1 protein-coding gene is annotated in these 1,434 nt (G+C 71.1%); it reads left to right on the top strand.

The window, feature by feature from the left end; genetic code table 11:
• A partial coding sequence (locus AB0G16_RS38770; RefSeq protein ID WP_362816026.1) for a polyketide synthase dehydratase domain-containing protein occupies nt 1-1,434 on the top strand: 1,434 nt, incomplete at both ends.

Below are 1,434 nucleotides of genomic sequence, written 5' to 3'. Positions count from 1 at the left end.
CGACAAGACCCCCACCACCTTCACCACCGCACTGGCCCACCTGCACACCCACAACCTCCCCACCACCCCACCCGCGGGCCGCCCCGTCCCCCTACCGACCTACCCCTTCCAGCACAAGCGCTACTGGCTGGACGACGCCGCCATACCGGCCCCCCAGGCCACCGCCACGCGCCACCCACTGCTCGGCGCACCGGTCATCGTGGCCGAAAGCGACGAGGTGATCTTCACCAGCCGTCTGACGTCGGCCGACCTGCCCTGGCCGGTCGACCACACCGTGCTGCCGAGTTCCGCCATCGTGGAGATCGCGATCGCGGCCGGGGAGGAGGTCGGCTGCGCGACGTTGGACGAGCTCACGGTGCACACCGCCCTGCTCATGCCGTCCGCTGCCGCACTACGCCTTCAGGTCAAGGTCGGCACCGCAGAGGAAGGCAGGCGACCGGTCACCGTGCACGTCCGGGGCGACGCCGATGAGGCGCCGTGGCGGCTCATCGCCACGGGGCGCCTGACGGACGAGGATCGGCACGTCGATGACAGCGGGGAAGGCGAGTTCGTCGAGGTCGGGTTGCCGGAGGAGCAGCGCCGAGAGGCTGCGGCGTACGGGCTGCATCCCGCGCTGCTGGAGGCGGCCGTGTCGCACCCGGACGAGGGATTGACACCGGCGGTGTGGAAGGGGGTACGCCTCCACGCCACGGGTGCCCATGAGGTCAGGGCGCGACTGACCGAGATCGGTGACTACACCGTCGCGGTGTCGTTCCTGGACGCCGACGGCCTGCCGGTGGCGACGGTGGACTCGCTCTCGTACGAGAGGCTGCCGGAGGAGCGGCTCACCGGGTCGAACGGTGAGGTGTTCCGGATCGAGTGGATGCCCGTCGAGATGCCCGAGGGCGAGGAGCCGACCCGCTGGGCGGCACTCGGTGCGGATGTGCCCGGCACTCAGCGGTACGACGACCTGGCGGCCTTCGGCGAGGCGGCCGGCTCGGAGGATCCCTTCGACTTCCTGCTGGTCCCCTGGTCGCCGTCCGCCGACGACGACCCGGTGGGCGCGGCCCACGAGGCGAGCGGCCGGGCGCTGGAGCTGGTGCAGGCGTTCCTCGCCGACGCCAGGCTCGACAAGACCCGCCTGGTCGTCCTCTTCCGCGCTCCTGAAGATCTTGCGACCGGTGCCGTACGCGGCCTGCTCCGCTCCGCGCAGGCGGAGACGTACGGCCGGGTGCTGCTCGTCGACACCGACGCCGAGAACGTGTCGATCTCCGAGCTCTCGGCCGCCGTCGCCTCGGGTGAGTCGGAGATATCGATCCGAGGCGGCACGGGCCGAGCACCCCGGCTACACCGCATCCCTGCCTCGTCGAAGACCGCGCCGAAGACCGCGTCGAAGACCTCGTCGAAGGCCTCGCCGGGAACCGCCTCAGAAACCACACCGAAGGCCACCTCACC

This window comes from Streptosporangium sp. NPDC023615, assembly GCF_040640155.1.
Taxonomy (GTDB): domain Bacteria; phylum Actinomycetota; class Actinomycetes; order Streptosporangiales; family Streptosporangiaceae; genus Streptosporangium.
This window is presented reverse-complemented; position numbering and strand designations above follow the sequence as displayed.